Genomic DNA, 13,359 nt, shown 5'->3' on the forward strand with positions numbered 1-13,359 from the left:
CCGCCGGGATGCCCGGGCCGTCGTCGCGGACGGAGACGACGACCTCCCCGGGGACGGCGTCCAGCAGCACCCAGGCCGGGGCGGCGTCGCCGACGTGGACGCGGACGTTGTCGAGGCAGGYCGACACGGCCGCCACCAGCTCCTGGGCGACGTGGGTCGGGACGGGCACCGGGGTCCCCGGTGAGGCGACCTCGACGCGGCCGGCGTGGGCGGTGGCCAGCCGCTCGAGCTCGCCGGCCAGGTCGACGGTGGCGCCGGGAGCGGTCACGGTGTCCTGCTGACGGATCAGCGACCGCAGGCTGCGCTCCTGCTCTCCCGCCAGGGCGCCGAGCTCGGCTAGGTCACCGCCGGGCTCACCGGCCCGCCGCTGGACGAGCGAGAGCACCTGCAGCACGCCGTCGTGCACCGCGCGGGCCAGCCGGGTGCGTTCCTCGGCGGCCGCCGCGGCGCGCTGCGCAGCGTCGCGCTCCACTGCCATCTGCTGGAGGGACTCACACATGTAGCCCACGATGGGGCCGCCGATCATCAACAGGAAGACGTTGCCGTAGTTGCCCTGGTCGGGGGGCTGGTCGACGGAGAGACGGATGCCCAGGTCGACCACCGACAGCACCACCGCCGCCGCGAGGCCGCCCTTCCAGTGCCAGTGGATCGCCCACGCGAGGAGGGCGCCCATCACCCAGAAGCCGGGAATGGTGGCGTTGAAGTCGGGCCCCTTCACCAGCGGCGTGAGAGCGATCGCGCCGGCGGCGATCGCCAGGTCGGCGCCGAGCAGCAGCGGCGTACGACGTCGTGCCGACGCGTACGCCCACAGGGCGACCCCGGTCCACGCGACCGCCACCGCGACCACGACGGCGCCGAGGCCCGGATGGTCGTAGTTGTCGCGTCGCCACAGGTTGAGGGCGACCATGTTGACGGTCACCACGACGCGCACGAGCGCGAGCGCCCGGTGGAGCCGGTCCTCGACCGCGACCGCGGCCCGCTCGTCGACGCCGGGAGCGGACCCGGTCAGGACGCCTGCTTCTGCTGCGTCTGATCCGTGTCCTTGGCGGCCTGGTCCCTCGCCGCCTGCTCCTTGGCCTGCTCCTTGGAGAGCTCCTTGGCCTTGGCGGCGTACATGTCGACGTACTCCTGCTCGGAGAGCCGCATGATCTCGTACATGATCTCGTCGGTGATCGAGCGCAGGATGTAACGGTCGTTCTCCATGCCCTCGTAGCGCGAGAAGTCGAGCGGCGGGCCGAAGCGCACGACGGGACGGGTCCAGGAGCCGAAGATCTTGCCGCTCGGGGCGACCACGTCGGTGCCCACCACCGCGCACGGGACCACCGGGGCGCCGGTCTCGAGCGCGAGCCGGGCAACGCCGGTCTTGCCGCGGTAGAGCTTGCCGTCGTGCGAGCGGGTGCCCTCGGGATAGATGCCGAAGAGCTCGCCGGTGTCGAGGATCTTGATGGCGGACTTCATCGCGCCCTCGGCGGCGTTGGCGCCGGAGCGGTCGATCGGCACCTGGCCGGCGCCGGAGAAGAACTTCTTCTGGAACCAGCCCTTGATACCGGGCGTGGTGAAGTACTCCGCCTTGGCCACGAAGGTGACGCGACGGCTGAGCGTCAACGGCATGAAGAGCCAGTCGGCGTACGAGAGGTGGTTGCTCGCCAGGATGGCGGGACCCTCGTCGGGGACGTTCGCGACGCCGTACGCCTTGGGGCGGAAGACCACGCGGAGGATCGGACCGAGCGCGACCGACTTGAGGAACCAATACAGCACGGGGTGAGCCTAGCCCCGAAAGCCCCTCCCCGGTGTCCCCCACGTGGTGCACACTTCCCCCCGTGAGGAATCCCCTGAAGCGCGGCGGCCAGGCCGCCCCCGTCGAGCCCGCGGACCCCGAGATCACCCGGCCCTACTCGGCGCCCGCGCGCCCCGAGCTCACCGACGGTCGACGCGTCGGCGTGCTGCTGCAGCACGGGTTCACCGGCTCGCCGTACTCCATGAAGCCGTGGGGTGCCGCGCTCGCCGATCGGGGGTACGCCGTGGAGGTCCCGCTGCTGCCGGGGCACGGCACGTCGTGGCAGGACTGCAACACCGTGGGTTGGCGGGACTGGTACGCCGCGACGTCGAGCAGCTTCGACAAGCTCCGCGCCGAGAACGACGCGGTCGTCGTCTGCGGACTCTCGATGGGCGGCTCGCTCGTGCTGCGCCTCGCCGCCGACCATCCGGACGCGGTCGCCGGCATCGTGCTGGTCAACCCGGCCGTCCACACCACGCGCCTCGACGTGAAGGCACTCCCCGTCCTCAAGTGGGTGGTGCCGTCGCTGCCCGGCATCGCCAACGACATCAAGAAGCCCGGGGTCGAGGAGCTCGGCTACACGCGCACCCCGCTGAAGGCCGCGGACTCGATGATGCGCGAGGGCTGGAAGCCGCTGCGCGGCGACCTGGCCCGGATCACCGCCCCGCTGCTGCTCTTCAAGTCGACCCTCGACCACGTGGTCGACCCCTCGTCGCTGGACATCATCCGCAGCAACGTCTCCTCGCGGGACTTCACCGAGCGGATGCTCACCGAGAGCTACCACGTGGCGACCCTCGACAACGACGCGGAGACGATCTTCTCCGAGTCCGCCGACTTCATCGCCCGGGTTACCGTGGTGGCGTGAGCTCACGCGGTGACGACGAGCGCCGGACACGCGAGGACGCGGCCTGGCGCGAGATCGTCGACAACTACGGCGCGCGTCCCGAGGTGGACGAGGCCCCGGCCCCCGCGCCCACGCACTTCGTCGTCCCGGCGCCGGAGCCCGAGCCGGAGCCGGAAGCGGTCGTCGTACGTCCCGAGGCCGAGGAGCGGTACGTCCCGCCCCCGCCCCCGCCGCTCCCCCGGCCGGCACCACCGCGTGCGGTCGCCTGGGCCGGGGTGTTCGGCGCTCCCCTGGTCCTGCTCGTGTGCTTCGTCGGGCAGATCTACGTGCCCACGCTGATCGACTACCTGCTGCTCGGGTGGTTCGTCGGGGGCTTCCTCTACCTGGTGGCCACCATGTCGCGTGAGCCCCGCGAGCCCTGGGACGACGGCTCCCGCATCTGACCGGCACCGCGGGCGCTATCGTCGGCCGGGTGAGTGTGAGCGAGAACGTCGAAGTCACCGGCCACCTGATGGACAGCGGCATCCTGTCGCGAGTCCTGGACGACATCCGCCAGTACGGCGGTGACTGGGTCATCAAGGACATCGACCTGGGGCACGAGCAGACCGACACCAGCCACGCCACGATCACCGTCACGGCCGACGACGACGAGGCGCTCCAGCGGCTGCTGATGCGCCTGCAGACCCACGCCGTCAACCAGACCGACCCCGGCGAGGCGAGCACCGCCGAGGCCGACATGGACGGCGTGTTCCCCGACGGCTTCTACTCCACCACCAACCTGGCGACCCGGGTGCGGCTCGAGGGACGGTGGTACGACGTCGAGAACCCCGAGATGGACTGCGGCCTCGTGGTCGACGGCGAGCGGGTCTACACCCTGCCGATGTCGGACGTGAGGGCCGGCATGCAGGTCGTCACCGGCGCCTCCGGCATCCGGGTGACCGCGGCGGTCGTGGAGAAGTCCGGCGACGGCTTCGGCTTCATGGAGTCCGACGTGTCGTCGGAGAAGCCCCAGGCCGTGCTCGTGCGCCAGGTCGCCGACGGCATCCGGGAGGCCAAGGCCGAGGGCAAGAAGGTGCTCTGGGTCGGCGGTCCCGGTGTTGTGCACACCGGCGCCGCCCCGGCGATGGTGGCGATGGTCAACGCCGGCTTCGTCGACGTGCTCTTCGCCGGCAACGCACTGGCCACCCACGACATCGAGTCGTCGCTGTACGGCACCAGCCTCGGCGTCGACCTGGCCAAGGGCCAGGGCGTCGAGCACGGTCACGAGCACCACATCCGGGCCCTCAACACGATCCGCAAGGCCGGCTCGATCAAGGCGGCCGTCGACTCGGGCATCCTGACCGGCGGGATCATGCACGCGATGGTGAAGCACGACAAGAAGTTCGTGCTGGTCGGCTCGGTACGCGACGACGGGCCGCTGCCGGACGTCCACACTGACGTGATCGACGGCCAGCGCGCGATGCGGGCCGAGCTCACCGACGTCGGCTTCTGCCTGATGGTGGCGACCATGCTGCACTCGGTGGCGACCGGCAACATCCTGCCGGCCTCGATCCCGCTGGTGTGCGTGGACATCAACCCGGCCACGGTGACCAAGCTGGCCGACCGCGGGTMGAGCCACGCCAAGGGCATCGTGACCGACGTAGGCCTCTTCCTCGAGCAGCTCGCCGGCGAGCTGGTCCCGGACTACCGCCGCCCCTGACCCGCGCGGCGGGCCAGCTCTGCCGCGCCCACCAGCCCCGCCTCGGGGCCCAGCTGGGCCGCCACGAGTGCCGGAACCCGCCGGTGAGCAGCGCCGACCAGTGAGCGGACCAGGGCGTTGCGGGCGGGCTCGAGCAGCTTGTCACCCGCGGCGGACACGCCGCCGCCGATGACGACCACCTCGGGGTCGAAGGCGGCCACCAGGTTGGCGACCCCGACGCCCAGCCAGTCGCCCACGCTCGCAAAGGCCTGCCGGGCGACCAGGTCGCCGTCCGCGGCCGCCTCGGTGACCATCGGGCCGGTGACCAGCTCGGGATTGCCGCCGGTCGCCTCCTCCAGCACGCTCGGCTGCTCCCCCATGCGGGCGCGGGCGAAGCGGACCAGGGCGTTGCCCGAGGAGTACTGCTCCCAGCACCCCCGGCCGCCGCACTCGCAGGGGTGCCCACCGGGGACGACCTGCATGTGGCCGAACTCGCCGGCCATGCCGTTGGCCCCGCGGACGAGGTGGTCGTCGATGATGATGCCGCCACCGATGCCGGTGCCCATGGTAACGACGATCGCCGACCGCGCGCCTCGTGCCGCGCCGTACGTCCACTCGGCCGCGGCGGCGCCGTTGGCGTCGTTGTCAAGAGTGACCGGCACTCCCCAACGGTCGGCGAGCCGGTCACGGACGTCCTCGCCTTGCCACGGAAGGTGCGGGGCGAACATCACGCGACTGCCGCTGGCGTCCACGAACCCGGCCGCAGCAACGCCGACGCCGGCGATCGGGGTGCCGCCGGCGACCTCGAGCACGGCCTGCACCAGCGCGTCCTCGACGCGCACCGTGTCGACCCGACGGCCGGGGGTGGCCCTGCGTGCCGTGCGTACGACGCGGCCGTGCTCGTCGACCACCCCTGCCAGCACCTTGGTGCCGCCAACGTCGACGCCGATCCAGACGGGTTCCATCGCGTTCGTCACGGCTCAGATCCTGTCGTATGCGCGGCGTCTGGACCGGCAGGGGACGGCGCATGGCCCGAAGTGACTAGTGCGGGTGGTCAGGCGGGTCATTTCGGCCGGCATGCCTGCCGGGTGGTGCCCGCGGTCCCTACTCTCGGTCTGATATCCGCCGGCACCATGGTGATCGAGGTTGGGATGAACGAACTGCTCGCACGTCGACGGCGCGGTGAACGCGGGGCTGCGGCCTTGGAGTTCGCCCTTGTCGTCCCCTTCTTGCTCCTGATTGTTTTCGGGATCGTTGCATACGGCTTCGTGTTCGCGCAGTCGCTTAGCCTTGGCAACTCCGCCCGACAATCTGCTCGTTCCGGAGTTGTCGCTGGAACGACGTGCACGCAAATCAGCGCACTAGCCCAGGACGCGGCCGACACCATTGGTATGAACGGCGCGGATGTCGTAGTGACTATCAAGCGCGGTCTTACGGAGACCAGCGCCACCGCCGTGTGCGGCAGCGACGGCACTCTAAGACCTTGCGCAGGGCAGACGACGACGCCGAACCTCTACGTCTTCATGAAATACGACACGCAGCCGGTTGTGCCTCTCGTGCCTATTCCGGACAACGTCACCGGCAAAGGAGTCTTTCGATGCGAGTTCTCATAAACCGGAGGAGGCGGGATGAGGAGCAAGGCGCGATCGCGATCTTGGCGGTGTTGCTCGCAACCGTCTTGTTGGTCCTGTCGGCATTCACAGTGGACTTCGGTATGGCCTATGTGACCAAACGTCAGCTCGCCACGGCTGCGGACTCAGCTTCTCTCGCAGCTGCAGCGACCTACAAAAATGAGTTCACGCAAACCTGCTCGGCTGCCGCGCTGGCGTCTCAGACGTTAGTCCGCCAGCACGCCGAAGATGCTGCTGATTCCATGTTCGCGGCCAACTACTCAACGGGCTTGGCCACTGAAGGAAACCTCACGGATGTGCGTTGCAAAGGGACTGGCGTGGAGGTGGTCTATCGAGCCAACGGTGAGTCTGGCTCTCCATTCGGCGTTCTTGCTGGTGGTGACGGGTCCATCACCACCATGGGCAACGCCTCGGCCGCATACCCAGGTGCCATCCGGTGCGCGATGTGTTTCCTCGGGCCGGTTGACGCTGGCAACGCGGACTTCAGCGTCACAGGCGGTGATACTCACGTTAACGGCAGCATCACGGCCGGGCCCAACAGCATCTGGAAGGCCGACACTCAGATTAGCGTCGTCGGGACTGCAAGCGGGAGCCAGTCCAATTACACACCCGACTACACACAGGGACCCTTGATCCCAGATCCGTATGCGTCCATGGTCCTGCCGCTCAGCGAGTCCGGTCTGGTCATCAAGGCAGGAAGCCCGTGTTCGGGCGGGCCAGGTGTGTACTCCGCGAACTTCGAGTTCCCGAACGGCGCCACCTGCACGCTTGCCCCCGGCGCCTACGTGGTCAAGGGGATCTGGAGTGCGAAAAACAACTCCGTGATCTCCGGCACTGGGGTGACGCTGTATGTGAAAAAGACCGGAATGCTCGACTTCAAGAATGGCGAGACCCAGAATTTCGCCGCACCGACTGGATCGCCCGCTGGGGCGCCGGCAGGCTGGCCAGGAGGATTCGCAATCATCTATGACCGTGACAACGTCAACGACTTGTCCATCCAAGGAAATGGAAACGTCACGATAACCGGCAAAGTGTACGCGCCATCCAGCAAAATCGACTTCAACGGCAACTCATGCCTATTGCTGGACAAAGGGACGATAATCGCCCAAGGCGTGGTCAAGGCGAACGGCCAAAAGGCGTGCATCACACTCACGAATGCGGACAATGTCACGGCGGTTGTCGCAGGTGATCTCCAGCTCACCCACTAGAGATCATCGGCCAGCAGGTTGGCCACGTCGGCTGATCGGTGGGTTGGGTCTGACGTACGGGCATGTGACATCTGATCTGCGTCGATGGGGGTCGGCGCGTTGGAAGGACGTGCACCATTCCGAAGGCGTTTCTCATGGAGTTCCGCGAGGACGTGATCCGGGTCTTTGGATACTCGCTGGCCCAGGTCGCGAAGGACTTCGACATCTCGCGGCCGTGTCTGATCCGATGGCAGTTGGCGACGAGCGGAACTCGTCAATGTCATGTGGCTCGACCACGGCGGTCGAGCCCGATGCGGGTTCTCGCTCGTTCAAAGGGGCTCGCTGTTACTGAACGTCCTGGTTTGTACAGTTTGATGCTGCGCGACCGTCGCCCGCGGGACCGCCTAGCGTCACCCTCAATGGCGGGCGAGGTCGGCGGCGCCGATGAGYCCCGCCGTGTTGCCCAGTTCCGCCAGCACGACGTCCGCCACCGGCCGGTGCCCCCGGCCGGTGAGCTGACGCTTGAAGGCGGTCCGGATCGGCTCGAGGAGCAGATCGCCGGCCTCGCTGACGCCGCCGCCGATGGCGACCGTCGCGGGGTCCAGCACCGCCGCGAGGGACGCGATGCCCTCCCCCAGCCAGGTACCCAGGTCCGCGAGCTGGTCGATCGCGAACGGGTCGCCGTCCTGGGCGGCCGCGGTGATCATCGGACCGTCGATCGCAGTGGGGTCACCTCCCGCACGGTCGATCAGGTCACGGGCGAGCAGCGACGGCCCCTGAGCGGCCTCACGGGTCGCGCGCACGAGCGCCGTGCCCGAGCCGTAGGACTCCAGACAGCCACGGTTGCCGCAGCCGCACATGACCCCGCCGGGGACGACACGCATGTGGCCGATCTCCGCGGCGACGCCGAAGGCACCGCGGTGCAGCTCGCCGGCCAGCACGATTCCGCCGCCGACCCCGGTGCCTACCGTCACGAGCAGGAAGTCGTCCACCGCGGCGCCCGCGCCGAAGCGGAACTCTCCCCACGCTGCGGCGTTGGCGTCGTTCTCGATGACGACCGGCAGGTCCACGTGCTGCTCGATCTCGGCCTTGAGGTCGATGTCTCGCCAGGCCAGGTTCGGTGCGAAATACACGCGCGAGCGGGTGTTGTCGACGTACCCCGCCGCGCCGACGCCCACGCAGGTGACGTCATGGCGGGAGCCGAGCTCGGTGACCAGGCCGGAGATGGCGCGCTCGATGGCCTCGACGTCCTCGGCCGGGGACTCGACCTTCAGCTCCTCCAGGATGCGCCCGTCGGCGTCGACGACTCCGCCGGCGATCTTGGTGCCGCCCACATCGATGCCACAGGCCAGTCCGGTGCTGCTCACGAGTCCTCCTCGGGGCGGTCCTCATCGAGGACGATCTTCTCGACAGGTTCGGCACGACGCGCGCTGCTGGGCCGGGGCCGGCCGCCCGGCTCGGCGCCGGAGGCGTCGGCATCGGGCGCCACGGTCGCGAGCACGCCGGCCGCGGCCTGCACCAGCGACGAGGCTGCGGTGGCGAGGTGCGTCCTCACCTCGGGGCTCAGCTGCCGGACCGCGTGCACCGCGCGGCAGATGGGGCACACCGTGCACTCGGGCGCCCCCGTCGCGAGGTGCTCGTCCACCTGGTGCGCCGCGCCGGAGACCTGGTCGACGAGGTGATCGGCGAGTCCGCTGGCCGTCTCGCCGACGTCGGCCCCGTGCTCGCGGGCCCAGCCGGACAGGGCGCCGATCAGCTTCGCGGTCTCCTCGGCCAGGCTCCCGACCTCGGGGTCGCGCGGGTCGTCGCCGGGCTCGCCATCGTGCCGCGTCACGCCGTCTCCTCCTCGAACCTCACCTGCAGGACACCGTCCTGCACCCGGGCCCCTGCGACCCGGTGCCGGGCCAGCGCCGACGGAAGGGTCAGGAGGCGACGATACGACCCCACCGTCACCACCAGCTCGTCGCCGTGGCGGGCGAGGTCGACCTCGTCACGCGAGACGTGGGGCAGGCTCAGGCCGAGGACCGGTCCCGTCGCGGTGCGGGTCACCGTGAACGGTCCCCTCCCGGCCGGTACGCCGAGCGGGTCCGCGCCGTCGTACAGGTCGCCCGCCAGTTCGCGCAGCACGTCGGCGCCCACGGGCTCGGTGCCCCGGTAGGGCGAGCGCCACAGCGGCATCCCGGCGAACGACTGCTCCACCTCGGCGAGGACGCGCTGCTGCGAGCGGACCCAGCCGGCCCGCCACTCGTCGGCGTCCGCCTCCGGGAAGACGCGGTTGGCCACCACGCCGTCCACCCGGTAGCCGAACAGCGACAGCATGGTGAACGACCGCCGAGCCTCGGCGAGGACGACGGACTCCGGGGTGAGGACCACCCGGACGCTCGCCCCGGGCCCGGTGAGCAGCGCGTGCACCTCGTCGAGCTCGTCGTGCAGCCGCTGGAGCGCGTCGAAGACGGTGTCCGCGGGCATCGGCACACCCGCGGCACGGGTCAGGACGGGACGCAGCGCCTTGACGATGCGCCTCTCGACCGGGAAGACGCGCTCCATGTACCAGCCAAGAGCTTCGGGGAGCGCCAGCAGCCGCAGCGTCTCGGCCGTGGGTGCGCAGTCCACGACGAGGACGTCCCACTCCCCCGACAGTGCGTGCACGCGCAGCTCCAGCAGCGCGAGCACCTCCTCGGCGCCCGGAAGGACTGCGAGCTCCTCGGCCGCCACTCGATCCACCCCGGCGACGTCGAGCACTCTCAGGAGATAGTGCTGGATCTCCGCCCAGGACTGCTGGAACCGCAGCTGGGCATCGACCTGCTGGACGTGCAGGTGAGGAGCGACCCGGGTCGGCTCGGCGCCGACCTGGACGCCGAACGCATCCGCCAGGGAGTGGGCGGCGTCGGTGGACAGCACGAGCGTGCGTTGACCGGCGGCCGCGGCCAGGGCCGCCGTACCGCCGGCCACGGTCGACTTGCCGACGCCGCCCTTGCCGGTGAAKAGGAGGATGCGCACCGTGGGAGTTCAGGGACGGGCGCGGTCAGCGCGTCTCGACGCGCTTCTTCAGCCCCTTGAGCGCCGTGTCGATGAGGATCTTCTCGCCCTTGCGCTTGAGCATGCCGATGAGCGGGATCGACACGTCGAGGGCGAGCCGGTAGGTCACCTCGGTCGACCCTTTGCCGAGGTCGCGGAGCTCGTAGGCGCCATCGAGCGCCTTCAGCATCTTGCCCTCCGCAAGGGTCCAGGTGACCTCGCGGTCGCCGTCCCAGTCATAGGCGAGGGTGTACTCGTCCTTGATGGGCGAGACGTCGAGCTCGAAGTAGACCTGCTCGGCACGGTCCCCCCCGAGCGGATCGGGCTCGACCACGCGCGCCGTCCGCACTCCCTTGGCCCACGAGGGGTAGGACTCGAAGTCGGCGATGACCGCCATGACGTCCGCCGGTGGGGCATCGATGACGATCGACGAAGTGGTCTGCTCGGCCATGCGGCGACCCTACCGGAACCGCGCCGTCGCGGGACCGCGACGACGGGGGTCCGGAGGCAGCGATAGCCTGCCCGGACCACTGCGCTTGAGGAGGCCGACGTTGCGTGAGTTCTCCACGCCCCTGACCATCGAGATCCCCGCCACGGGCAACCTGACCGACGACGTCATCGCGAACGCCCGCGAGGCGGCCCAGGCAGTGATCTTCAACCGCAAGGTCGACGGCGAGTGGAGCGACGTCACGGCGGCCGAGTTCCTCGCCGAGGTCAGTGCCGTGGCCAAGGGACTCATGGCGGCGGGCATCGAACCGGGAGACCGGGTCGCCCTCGTCTCCAAGACCAGGTACGAGTGGACGCTGCTCGACTACGCCATCTGGTTCGCGGGCGCCGCGACGGTCCCCGTCTACGAGACGTCCTCCGCGGAGCAGGTCGCCTGGATCCTCACCGACTCGGGCGCCAAGGCCGTCGTCGCGGAGGGCAAGGAGCACCTGGCCCGCATCAACGAGGCGCGGCAGTCCGGAGCCGGCAGCGACCTCAACCACGTCTGGTCCATCGACGACAACGCCGTCGACGTCCTCGGCCGGCTCGGCCAGGACATCTCCGACGAGGCCCTCGAGGAGCGCCGCGCGGCCACGACACCCCTCGACCTCGCGACGCTGATCTACACCAGTGGCACGACGGGCCGCCCCAAGGGCTGCATGCTCACCCACGGCAACTTCATGTTCGAGCTGGGTGTGGCGACCGACGAGCTGCACCACCTCTTCGACACCGAGGGCGCCTCGACGCTCCTCTTCCTCCCGCTGGCCCACGTGTTCGCCCGGATCATCCAGGTCGGCGCGATCAAGAAGCGCATCCGGGTCGGCCACAGCGCCGACATCAAGAACCTCCTGGGCGACCTCGAGGTCTTCAAGCCCACCTTCATCCTGGCCGTGCCCCGCGTCTTCGAGAAGGTCTTCAACAGCGCCTCGCAGCGCGCCACGGCCGACGGGCGAGGCAAGATCTTCGACCGCGCCGCCGAGACCGCCATCGCGTGGTCCCGCGCCCAGGACGGTGGCCGCGTCCCGCTGCGCGTCAAGGCCCAGCACGCCCTCTTCGACCGGCTCGTCTACGGCAAGCTGCGCACCGCGCTGGGGGGCCACTGCCAGTACGCCGTCTCCGGCGGCGCCCCGCTCGGGGACCGGCTCGGTCACTTCTACCGCGGCATCGGCGTGACGGTCCTCGAGGGGTACGGACTGACCGAGACGACCGCCGCCCTCACCGTGAACCTGCCCGAGGCCCAGAAGATCGGCACCGTCGGGCGGCCCATCCCCGGCACCTCCGTGCGCGTGGCCGACGACGGCGAGCTGCTGTTCCGTGGCGGACAGGTCTTCGCCGGCTACTGGCGCAACGAGGAGGCCACCCACGAGGCCCTGACCCGCGACGGCTGGTTCCACACGGGTGACGTGGGCGAGGTCGACGACGAGGGCTTCGTCCGCATCACCGGGCGCAAGAAGGAGATCCTCGTGACGGCCGGCGGCAAGAACGTCGCCCCTGCCGTGCTCGAGGACAGGCTCCGTGCCCACGCTCTCGTCGACCAGTGCATGGTCGTCGGTGACGGCCAGCCGTTCATCGCCGCCCTCGTCACGATCGACCGCGAGTCCTTCCCGGCCTGGGCCGAGGCGCACGGTAAGTCCGACGACCTCGAGGACATGCTCGACGACCCCGATCTCAACGCCGCGATCGAGGCGGCCGTCGAGGACGCCAACAAGGCGGTCTCCAAGGCGGAGGCGATCCGCAAGTTCACCATCCTGCACGAGGAGTGGACCGAGGAGGGCGGGCACCTGACCCCGAGCCTCAAGCTCAAGCGCAATGTCGTCATGCGCGAGTTCCGCGAGCACGTCGAGGCCCTCTACCTGTCCTGATCGGTCGCATACCACAGCGGTGGACGCTGCCCACCGGGACTACTCCCCGTCAGCGCCGACTAGTCATATCGGGTGGTGTCCGGGCCACCTCTGGGCGGTTTGTTCGGTTTAGCCCACGTCCCTCTCGCGCCTCGCCTAGATTCGCGCCCGGAGAGGGATCTGGGACCTCTCCACAGGGCACCACACCTGAGCATTCCCAGATTCCCCCGGTCACTGCTCTGCGAAGGATCGCCTCATGGCCCGTCGTTCCGTGCTTCTCATCGTCGCCGTCCTGATCGCCCTGGTCGGCACCTCCCTGATCGTCCTTTATGTCCAGGGCATCGATTCTCGCGCCACCGCCGGGCAAGAGCTCGTCGAGGTGCTCACCGCGACCGACGTCATCGATCCGGGCGAGGAGGTCTCCGCCGCCCAGGAGGCCGGCAAGTTCGAGAAGTCCGAGGTCCGTCGCGAGGACCTCGTGGAGGGCGCCCTCACTTCTACCAGCTCCATCAACGACCTCGTAGCTGTCGGCACGATCTACCCCGGTGAACAGATCCTGGCCAAGAAGTTCGGCAATGCCGGTCAGGCGACTGGCCTAGTGATTCCGGACGACAAGCTGGCAGTTTCGGTCGAGCTCACCGATCCGGAGCGGGTGGCCGGTTTCGTCAACCCCGGCTCGGAGGTCGCTATCTTCGTCTCGGCAGACCCCGTCCTGTACAAGCCAGACGGCACAGAGCGGAAACTGCCGCAGTACACCGGCTTGCTGCTCCCCAAGGTAGGGGTGGTCGGCGTCGGGACGACCAGCGTTGCGGCCACTACCACGACCACCGAGGAGGGTGAGCAGACGGAGCAGGTGGCGCGCACCATCCTCACGGTCGCTGTGGACCAGCAGCAGGC

Annotated in this window: 14 protein-coding genes; 7 read left to right on the forward strand and 7 right to left on the reverse strand. The window is 69.4% G+C overall.

Annotation, left to right across the window (positions count from 1 at the left end):
- Nucleotides 1-931 (reverse strand): DUF5931 domain-containing protein (locus ACXJKL_RS03780; RefSeq protein WP_457205721.1); only part of this gene is annotated, 931 nt, incomplete at its 3' end.
- 74 nt (nucleotides 932-1,005) lie between these two features.
- Nucleotides 1,006-1,758, reverse strand: coding sequence for a lysophospholipid acyltransferase family protein (locus ACXJKL_RS03785; RefSeq protein WP_457205722.1), 753 nt, complete (start codon nucleotides 1,756-1,758; stop codon nucleotides 1,006-1,008).
- Nucleotides 1,759-1,820: 62 nt separating this feature from the next.
- On the opposite strand from ACXJKL_RS03785, the gene ACXJKL_RS03790 reads away from it, so the two are divergent.
- From ACXJKL_RS03790 to ACXJKL_RS03800, 3 genes are read left to right on the forward strand one after another with little or no spacing between them, the layout of a single operon-like run.
- Nucleotides 1,821-2,642 carry an alpha/beta hydrolase gene (locus ACXJKL_RS03790; RefSeq protein WP_457205723.1) on the forward strand — a complete coding sequence of 274 codons (822 nt, stop codon included), beginning with the start codon at nucleotides 1,821-1,823 and terminating at the stop codon, nucleotides 2,640-2,642.
- Entirely contained in the window at nucleotides 2,639-3,064 is a 426-nt protein-coding gene (locus ACXJKL_RS03795) for a hypothetical protein (RefSeq protein WP_457205724.1), read from the forward strand. The genes ACXJKL_RS03790 and ACXJKL_RS03795 overlap by 4 nt, the downstream gene beginning before the upstream one ends.
- Nucleotides 3,065-3,093: 29 nt before the next feature.
- Entirely contained in the window at nucleotides 3,094-4,320 is a 1,227-nt protein-coding gene (locus tag ACXJKL_RS03800) for an ornithine cyclodeaminase, nickel-pincer nucleotide-dependent (protein ID WP_457205725.1), read from the forward strand.
- Here ACXJKL_RS03800 and ACXJKL_RS03805 read toward each other — a convergent pair.
- Nucleotides 4,305-5,276 (reverse strand): ROK family protein, encoded by a 972-nt coding sequence (locus tag ACXJKL_RS03805; RefSeq protein ID WP_457205726.1) that lies wholly within the window; start codon nucleotides 5,274-5,276, stop codon nucleotides 4,305-4,307. The genes ACXJKL_RS03800 and ACXJKL_RS03805 overlap by 16 nt on opposite strands.
- Before the next feature lie 174 nt (nucleotides 5,277-5,450).
- Between ACXJKL_RS03805 and ACXJKL_RS03810 the strand changes: the two genes are divergently transcribed.
- Both ACXJKL_RS03810 and ACXJKL_RS03815 read left to right on the forward strand, forming a co-directional pair.
- Nucleotides 5,451-5,912: a TadE/TadG family type IV pilus assembly protein gene (locus tag ACXJKL_RS03810; protein ID WP_457205727.1), complete on the forward strand. Its 462-nt coding sequence runs from the start codon at nucleotides 5,451-5,453 to the stop codon at nucleotides 5,910-5,912.
- The gene (locus tag ACXJKL_RS03815; protein WP_457205728.1) at nucleotides 5,897-7,138 is read left to right on the forward strand and encodes a pilus assembly protein TadG-related protein; all 1,242 of its coding nucleotides are present in this window, start codon (nucleotides 5,897-5,899) and stop codon (nucleotides 7,136-7,138) included. The genes ACXJKL_RS03810 and ACXJKL_RS03815 overlap by 16 nt, the downstream gene beginning before the upstream one ends.
- 395 nt (nucleotides 7,139-7,533) lie before the next feature.
- Here ACXJKL_RS03815 and ACXJKL_RS03820 read toward each other — a convergent pair whose 3' ends face one another.
- Genes ACXJKL_RS03820 through ACXJKL_RS03835 form a run of 4 tightly spaced genes read right to left on the reverse strand, consistent with a single transcriptional unit; the run spans nucleotide 7,534 to nucleotide 10,586 of the window.
- Nucleotides 7,534-8,484: an ROK family glucokinase gene (locus ACXJKL_RS03820; RefSeq protein WP_457205729.1), complete on the reverse strand. Its 951-nt coding sequence runs from the start codon at nucleotides 8,482-8,484 to the stop codon at nucleotides 7,534-7,536.
- A complete protein-coding gene (locus tag ACXJKL_RS03825) occupies nucleotides 8,481-8,951 on the reverse strand; it encodes a hypothetical protein (RefSeq protein ID WP_457205730.1) in 471 nt (156 codons plus the stop codon). The genes ACXJKL_RS03820 and ACXJKL_RS03825 overlap by 4 nt, the downstream gene beginning before the upstream one ends.
- Nucleotides 8,948-10,117 (reverse strand): ArsA family ATPase, encoded by a 1,170-nt coding sequence (locus ACXJKL_RS03830; protein WP_457205731.1) that lies wholly within the window; start codon nucleotides 10,115-10,117, stop codon nucleotides 8,948-8,950. Before ACXJKL_RS03830 ends, ACXJKL_RS03825 begins: the two co-directional genes overlap by 4 nt.
- A 25-nt stretch (nucleotides 10,118-10,142) precedes the next feature.
- On the reverse strand, nucleotides 10,143-10,586 hold the full coding sequence (locus ACXJKL_RS03835) for an SRPBCC family protein (protein ID WP_457205732.1): 444 nt from the start codon (nucleotides 10,584-10,586) through the stop codon (nucleotides 10,143-10,145).
- 100 nt (nucleotides 10,587-10,686) lie between these two features.
- Here ACXJKL_RS03835 and ACXJKL_RS03840 point away from each other — a divergent pair, with 100 nt between their 5' ends.
- Both ACXJKL_RS03840 and cpaB read left to right on the forward strand, forming a co-directional pair.
- Nucleotides 10,687-12,483 carry an AMP-dependent synthetase/ligase gene (locus ACXJKL_RS03840; RefSeq protein WP_457205733.1) on the forward strand — a complete coding sequence of 599 codons (1,797 nt, stop codon included), beginning with the start codon at nucleotides 10,687-10,689 and terminating at the stop codon, nucleotides 12,481-12,483.
- Nucleotides 12,484-12,718: 235 nt separating this feature from the next.
- The coding region (gene cpaB / locus ACXJKL_RS03845; RefSeq protein WP_457205734.1) for a Flp pilus assembly protein CpaB at nucleotides 12,719-13,359 on the forward strand (641 nt) is incomplete at its 3' end.

This window comes from Nocardioides sp. P5_C9_2, from assembly GCF_054049555.1.